7 protein-coding genes are annotated in these 6,812 nt (G+C 34.1%); 3 read left to right on the top strand and 4 right to left on the bottom strand.

Features of this window, described 5'->3' with window-relative positions:
- Positions 1 to 12 precede the first annotated feature (12 nt).
- Together ACPYKA_RS17220 and ACPYKA_RS17215 are read left to right on the top strand one after the other, a co-directional pair.
- The gene (locus ACPYKA_RS17220) at positions 13 to 147 is read left to right on the top strand and encodes a DUF418 domain-containing protein (protein ID WP_479543445.1); all 135 of its coding nucleotides are present in this window, start codon (positions 13 to 15) and stop codon (positions 145 to 147) included.
- A 429-nt stretch (positions 148 to 576) separates the two neighbouring features.
- A complete protein-coding gene (locus tag ACPYKA_RS17215; RefSeq protein ID WP_479543444.1) occupies positions 577 to 1,938 on the top strand; it encodes a hypothetical protein in 1,362 nt (453 codons plus the stop codon).
- 241 nt (positions 1,939 to 2,179) lie between these two features.
- On the opposite strand, the gene ACPYKA_RS17210 is transcribed toward ACPYKA_RS17215, so the two are convergent.
- The 3 genes from ACPYKA_RS17210 to desA all read right to left on the bottom strand — a co-directional run bounded on the left by ACPYKA_RS17210 (position 2,180) and on the right by desA (position 5,069).
- Positions 2,180 to 2,791, bottom strand: a complete 612-nt coding sequence (locus ACPYKA_RS17210) for a response regulator (protein ID WP_479543443.1) — start codon at positions 2,789 to 2,791, stop codon at positions 2,180 to 2,182.
- Position 2,792: 1 nt separating this feature from the next.
- Positions 2,793 to 3,923, bottom strand: a complete 1,131-nt coding sequence (locus ACPYKA_RS17205; RefSeq protein WP_479543442.1) for a sensor histidine kinase — start codon at positions 3,921 to 3,923, stop codon at positions 2,793 to 2,795.
- 90 nt (positions 3,924 to 4,013) lie between these two features.
- On the bottom strand, positions 4,014 to 5,069 hold the full coding sequence (desA, locus tag ACPYKA_RS17200; protein ID WP_479543441.1) for a Delta(5) desaturase DesA: 1,056 nt from the start codon (positions 5,067 to 5,069) through the stop codon (positions 4,014 to 4,016).
- A gap of 680 nt (positions 5,070 to 5,749) precedes the next feature.
- On the opposite strand from desA, the gene ACPYKA_RS17195 reads away from it, so the two are divergent.
- A complete protein-coding gene (locus ACPYKA_RS17195; protein WP_479543440.1) occupies positions 5,750 to 6,049 on the top strand; it encodes a TIGR04104 family putative zinc finger protein in 300 nt (99 codons plus the stop codon).
- A 139-nt stretch (positions 6,050 to 6,188) separates the two neighbouring features.
- On the opposite strand, the gene ACPYKA_RS17190 is transcribed toward ACPYKA_RS17195, so the two are convergent.
- Positions 6,189 to 6,647: a DinB family protein gene (locus ACPYKA_RS17190; protein WP_479543439.1), complete on the bottom strand. Its 459-nt coding sequence runs from the start codon at positions 6,645 to 6,647 to the stop codon at positions 6,189 to 6,191.
- Between the last annotated feature and the right edge of the window lie 165 nt (positions 6,648 to 6,812).

The following is a 6,812-nucleotide window of genomic DNA, read 5'->3' as shown; positions in this document are numbered from 1 at the left end:
CCGTTTTTAGGACTGTTTGTCTCACTTGGGATTTTTATTGTACAACTAATCATAAGTAATTTATGGCTCAGGCATTTTAAATACGGGCCATTGGAATGGGTATGGAGAATTGCTACTTATAAAAAAATCCCTCAGTTTCGAATTTAAATATGGAACGTAAAAAAGCACTATGTTCTGCTTGAAAATAGGAGAACATAGTGCTTAATTTTGTGAGAAAATTAATTTTAAGTACTCCGACGATAAGCTTTTGTAATTCTTATCGGCGTTAAATGCAGTTTAACGGCGGAATTTACGCTATATCAGCGCTTTTCAAATTTAATCAGCGCTTTTCGGAATTATTCAGCGATTTCGACAGTATTATCAGCGCTTTTCGGAATTATTCAGCGCCCTCGGCAGAATTATCAGCGCCCGATCCCATTTAATCGGCGCTTGCTGTAAGCTGTTCACAATTTTTTACAGACAGAAAAAATGATATAAAGGCGTAAACTTGTTAGTATACAATATAGACAGCAAGAGTGATGCAATTAATTAAATGGTTCACCAATTGCAAAAAAATAAAAGCTCAAGGAGTGAATCATGAGGAAGTCAATTTATAATCATATATATTTATTTTATGCAGCAGTCTTACTTATTCATTTAGTGAATGTGTTTTTGGAAATACCATTTGTTGATTTGATTTTATCAATTTGTGCGATTATTATGTTTTTGTTCGCATTTGTGAAAGCGACAACTATTTTTAAAGTGCTAGGTATTGTATTCGTATTAATTGGTTCGTTTTTATATGTGACGACTCCTACAACTTTTATGGAGACAATTTATGTATTAAAAGATAATTTCCCGTTATTAACGCTTTTTATGATGTTACCTTGGATGAATAGTGTTGTTAGAAGTGGACGGTACGATTCTCTCCTTAGTAAGATTATGAAAGTGAATACAAAAGAGTTGGGGACATTATATAACCGAAGTTCACTAGCAACTTTTTCATTGGGAACGTTTTTAAACTTACCAGCGATAACTATTTCGCAAAGCATTATAAAATCAAATTTAAAAACGATCCCTAAGCGCCTTAGGAATCAATTTATTAATATGGCTTCGGTAAGAAGTTATACGATTGCATTATTGTGGAGTCCTTTAGAAATTGTTGTTGCTGTTGGTGTTTTCGTAACAGGGGTAAAATATATTGAAGTATTGCCGTGGTTATTATTGGTTGTAGTCATCATATTTATATTAGATAACATTATTGGTAAGCTGAAATATAAAAAGTACCCTTACCGTGAAGGGGGAAAAACACGAACGTTCACAAGAAAAGATTTTAATAAGATCTTAGGCCTTATTGGAGCATTAGCACTATTTTTAATTATTATTGTCATCGCCGGTTATTTTGATAAGATCGATTTTATTATGACAATTACGCTACTAATTCTTCCATTTACTTTGCTTTGGGCAATTGCTATCAAACGCTTGCGATGTTTCACTGTGGTCGGATGGAATGCCTGGAAAAGCAGTACAAATAGTATGCATAATTTTATTGTTTTATTTATTTCACTTGCTTTATTTAGTAATGGGATTACAGAATCAGATGCATCGATGTATATCCATGAATTTATTTTAAAGTTTTCAGACTCTCCGCTTATGCTCATGATCGCAATTCAATTATTTATTTTGACCATGAGTTTGTTTGGAGTTCATTCCATAGCGTCTATTGGAATTCTGAGTGGGTTGATGGTACCTTTAATGGAGATTATTGAACCGATTAGTCTAGCAATCATTTTAATTGTTAGTTCTGTATCTACTTTTGCTGTGAGCACTTATGGATTACTAGTAACTATTACTTCATTTAATACGGATCAAAACCCTTATCGGATAACATTTGATAATATTGCATTTACATTGATTTGCGGTTTAATAGGAACATTATTGGCATATTTGTTAATGTAATAGTTTATAGTACCTGAGTCTTTTCATGAAGGTAACACGGTGAAAAGGCTCTTTTTTCATGGCAAAATTGATTTTCGTCAATACAATTTTCCCTACAAAGGCGGATAATGGAAGGAAGAGGGGGAAAGCTGGTTATTATTTTTACCGTAGCTTTGAGCTAAGGAGACATACGGAAAAGGGAAACCAATTTTTCATTAAAAATGGGAACATCTTTCACATGATAAAACTATTCCTTCACATTCTATTTAAACCAGCCCATTTCTTTATAGCGAGAGATGGCTTCAATACGGTTATTAACATTAAGTTTATCCAATATGGCGGAAATATAGTTTCGGACGGTACCATGAGATAAAAATAGTTTGTTCGCTATCTCCTTCGTTGTTTTTCCTTCTGAAACGAGTTTTAGTACTTCGCTTTCACGTTCTGTTAATGGATTTTCCGTGCTATCTTCGTAATCGTAGATAATATCTACTAGTTCAGGTGCATAAATTCTACGACCTAACATAATAGTTCGGATTGAATTAGCCAATTCCTCGATCGGGCTATCTTTTAATAAATATCCGAACACTCCAGCCTTACGTGCACGCTCAAAATAACCAGCACGAGCAAAGGTAGTCAAAATAACGATTTTGCAAGGCGTTTCCTTTAATTCTTCAGCGGCTGTTAATCCTGTTTTTAAAGGCATCTCAATATCCATAATACATATATCGGGTTTTAGTGCTTTTACTAACTCAACTGCTTCTTCGCCATTTTTTGCCGTTCCAATTACTTCAAAATCGTCTTCCATATTTAATAATGAACCTAATGCACTAAGCATCATGCCTTGATCTTCCGCAATCACAATTTTAATCATCTTATTCCCCCTCAGAGACTTGTTTTAGTATTACGGGAACACTTATTTTAAGTGTTGTTCCGTTAGAAGTTTCGATTTTCAAATTGCCGTTAACAAATTCAAGACGTTCGCGAATACCATCTAATCCACTTCCGGGTAAATAGTCACTGGAACCGGGGATTCCAATTCCATCATCCTTTACTTCAATTTCAAATGAATCTGCTTTACGAAGGAATGTAATTTGGCACACTTCTGCATAGCTATGTTTTACTACATTTGTAACAGCTTCTTTCATGCACATGCCTAACACATTTTCTGTTAAAGGAGGGGCGGAAGATAGTTCAGGTGTGCCTATAATAATTAATTTTATTTCCGCAGCTTTCAAGATTTGTTTTACTCGAATTAATTCCTTTATTATATTCGTTGATCGCATGTCAGAAACGAGATCTCTAACTTCTTTCAAAGCAGTGCTTGCTGTTTTTCGTATATCAAGGAGTTCTTCCTCGGCACGGACAGGATCTCGCGAAATAAGTTTTCCAACAAGATCACTTTTCAGTCCGATAAGTGATAATTTATGTCCAAGAGTATCATGTAAGTCCCGAGCAATTCGTTGTCGTTCTTTGTAAACGACGAGTTCAGAAATTCGCTCCTTCGCTACTTCTAGTTGTCCTTCCAAATTTTCACGTTTATTACGGTAGTAAAGGTTAAAAGGTAAAAGAACGGTACCGATTAAGCAAATTATGATGAAATATAGTTGTGGTAGAAATAAATCAATATCGATAAAAAATCCAGCTATAACTGCACCAATTGTTGTAGCGATATGAAGCCCGTACATAATAAAAAAACCAGCTGTATGTCGGATGTTGCCAATGAAAAATGCAGTAAATAAAGCAAAATATACAAAGCCGAAAAGCAAGGTCATTAGAATATTAATAACCATTTTAAAACTCAGCCACATATAAACAATGCCACTTTTTGCTTTAAATGAAAAAATATAAGAAACAAAAAAGAGAATTAATAAGATAACTCCGATGACAATCCCAATCATAGACGAAGATCTAAAGATGAAAAAGAACGGTAATAAACAAAATATGATCCACGTATAAATACTTAACCATGGATTTTTCGGAAAAATACTATACCATCTATGCACGAAACTCACCGTCCTTGTCTATCTATCTATTGTACCAATTTTTAATACGATAAAACAGTCGCCTGCTTTCAAGGACGACTGTTTTTGTATTCATTCTATACTAGTACGTTTTGGTTTAATATTTTGAAAATCTAAATGTTTCTTCGGTTCTTTTAATAAATGCTTAATCATGCCAAAGGTGACAAACGTTTTGGTTTTCGGATCGTATAAATGATATTTAAGAGAAACTAAACTCGTTTTAATCGTGATCGTTGTCGCTTGTTGAAGCGGCGGTGTCGCGATATGCGCTTTCTCTAAATTATAATTAGGTACCCGGGGCGCTAGGTGATGGACATGGTGGAAGCCAATATTACCGGTTAACCACTGTAAGACCCTCGGTAATTGATAGTAAGAACTTCCTTCAACTGCTGCTTTTACATAATTCCATTCAGATTCTTCTTCAAAATAGGAATCCTCAAATGTATGCTGAATATAAAATAGCCAAATACCTAGAGCGGCTGCCACATATACCATAACACCTTGTACGAGCAGAAATGCTTGCCAACCAATAGCATAGATCATGATACCATATAAAATAATAATGCTTATATTTGTCACATATGTATTCGTTCGTTCTTTTTTACGAGCATTTTTCCGATTGATTCGATTGGAGATTAAGATTAAATAAAGTGGTCCAAGTCCAAACATAATGATTGGATTTCGATATAATCGGTATTTTAACCGTTCCCATTTGGATGCATTAATATATTCATCAATTGTCATCACCCAAATGTCGCCTATCCCGCGTTTATCTAAGTTGGAACTTGAGGCGTGATGAATTGCATGTTCTCGTTTCCACTTTTCATAAGGAAACAATGTGATAATTCCGGTAATTGTTCCAATCACGTCGTTGCGCTTCTTATTGTTAAAAAATGAACCGTGCGTACAGTCATGGAAAATGATAAACGTCCGTACAATAAAAGCCGATCCTATTACGGAAAAGAGGAGAGTCAACCAAACAGAAAACTGGAGACTGATAAAACTTAATATCCAAAATAGCAGCAGCGGTAGCAACGTATTATAAAGTTGTATTATACTCTTTTTATTATTAGCTTTTGTAAATGGGGCAACACTCTTATGTAATTGTTTTGTTTTTTCTCTAGACATATGGTCCATGGTCCTCCTTCAAGTTTTGCTTACTATTAATCTTAATCGAGTAACTCATGTAAGGGTAGACGCATATGTCATCATATCCATGTGACAAATGTCATGTTTTAACCGCTAGCCATAAAAAATAATCGAGGGGTAAAAACTTTGTTGTTTTTGAACAAAAAAGCGAAGGCGCAGTCCCCTTCAAATTGCGTCAGCAATTAGTGGGGGAGGTTCGCAATACAAAAATCAGTGTGTTAGTATAAATACAAGTATTATTCATATGCAAACAAACTAGATTGTGGAAAAGATGAAACCTGTAAAACGGATCGTTAGTATCGGAAGGCTGTTATTTATTGTAAGAGGGAGGTTTTAAAACTGCTGAAGATTTTAAATATAATTCTAATAATCATTTTTATAATTGCTATACCTGTAGCAATTAGGAGAAGAAAAAAATCGGGTGTTACCGGAATAAAAAGTGCGTTAACTTCCATTTGTTTCTTTCTTATAGCTTTAACAAATATATTGGCTTATTGGTTTGATCTTTTAGGATTATTCAGTTGGACTATTAGTGTTATATTATTAATTTTGGCAGCTTATTTTACTAAATATATGCCTGTTTCAGAAAATAGTGGTTAACCCAAAGCTATACTGTTTTATTAACTAAATCATATTGCTGAACAAAGGAGTAGATTAAAATGCCGACCTGTCAGAACTGTTATAAAAGGTGGAGTTGGAAGCAAACATTTACAAGGTCATTTACTTTGGGTGGTGGCATGTCGTGTCCTTATTGTGAGGAAAAACAATATCTGACTGCACGGTTGAGAAAAAGAAGTTCGATCATTCCTTTCCTCTTAATTACTCCCATCATGTTGGTGAATCTTTTCTTTGGTCCATCTTATATTGCTTTATTTGTTCTATTAGGTTTAATTCCGATATATTTTGGAGTTTATCCTTTGTTTGTTGAATTATCGAATAAAGAGGAGCCTCTATTTTAGTGATTGATGTGCGCATTTAATGCATAAATTTTTAATTAAAAACTAAAAAACTCAGAATTAAATCTGAGTTTTCTTATCTTAAGGCCTATGTTAATTTGTATGTTGTTTTTACTCCCAAAACTAAAAGACGCGAATCTTTTTATTTTGTAGCTAGTCTCAATCCTTTTATATCTCCAATATGAATGCCCTCATGCCATGTAATAAATTGTAAGGACATATCAACTGTATCAAGTAACATTCCATTTAAGTCACGCACTTTGGAGACTTTATTATGATGTTTATCTTTAAAGAAGTTTTCAATGCGTCCTTCCTGTTCTCGAAGTGCTTCAAGAAGTTCGTCTTTCGAAGGCACATCTCCCTCCCATTCTGATGGACGAGATCCATCAAGGAATAGAGGCATCCAATCAGGACGAGTTATTTCATAATTATGGTCAGCATCATGCATAAAACCTTCCGCTTCGGCATAAATATGTCCGGCGTGCCAACGAATTGTATTCGGCCAATTTTTAGGCTGTATATCCCATAGACTTTCATCCAACTTTGGAAGGATGATTAACGTAGAGGTACGAGAATACTTGAATAACTTCATTGATTCCATGAAAACAACTCCTTATAAAAGTTTTAAGCGAACGTTTATAATTTAAGGATAACATAGTTGAAAACGCTTATCATATTATTTGTTTATAAACGTAAACCTACTCCAAATATTACCTTTAAAATTAAAAATAAAAATATTGTAAAATTAAAATTGTATCCTTTTGCT

The organism is Pseudogracilibacillus amylolyticus (SeqCode), assembly GCF_051918545.1.
Classification (GTDB): Bacteria; Bacillota; Bacilli; order Bacillales; family Amphibacillaceae; genus Pseudogracilibacillus.
This window is presented reverse-complemented; position numbering and strand designations above follow the sequence as displayed.

Coding starts and splice junctions, on each gene's coding strand:
- desA (WP_479543441.1), bottom strand. CDS start 5,069: ATGTCTAGAGAAAAAACAAAACAATTACATAAGAGTGTTGCCCCATTT.
- ACPYKA_RS17210 (WP_479543443.1), bottom strand. CDS start 2,791: ATGATTAAAATTGTGATTGCGGAAGATCAAGGCATGATGCTTAGTGCA.
- ACPYKA_RS17215 (WP_479543444.1), top strand. CDS start 577: ATGAGGAAGTCAATTTATAATCATATATATTTATTTTATGCAGCAGTC.
- ACPYKA_RS17195 (WP_479543440.1), top strand. CDS start 5,750: ATGCCGACCTGTCAGAACTGTTATAAAAGGTGGAGTTGGAAGCAAACA.
- ACPYKA_RS17190 (WP_479543439.1), bottom strand. CDS start 6,647: ATGGAATCAATGAAGTTATTCAAGTATTCTCGTACCTCTACGTTAATC.